General features: G+C 68.6%; 1 pseudogene. It reads left to right on the forward strand.

The annotated features are described in order from the left end of the window. Positions 1-239 (forward strand): annotated as a pseudogene (locus HY29_RS19340) (alpha-L-fucosidase); the annotation flags it as partial.

Here is a 239-nt window from a genome sequence, read left to right on the forward strand (position 1 = left end):
TTGAATGTGGGCCCGCGGGGCGACACGATCATTCCGCCGGGGCAGGCGGACCGGCTTGAGGCTGTGGGCGCCTGGCTGAGCGTGGCAGGAGAAGGCATCCAGGATACGCGGCCTGTGCAGTTGCCGGAGCGGGAGGTTGATGGCCTCGCCATCGGCGCGACGCAGGGCGCAGGCGCGCTGTATCTGCATGTTTTCGGCGTGCCGACGGGAGAGACGCTGAGCTTGCCACTGCCAGAGGG

Source organism: Hyphomonas beringensis (genome assembly GCF_000682755.1).
GTDB classification, from domain to species: Bacteria; Pseudomonadota; Alphaproteobacteria; order Caulobacterales; family Hyphomonadaceae; genus Hyphomonas; species Hyphomonas beringensis.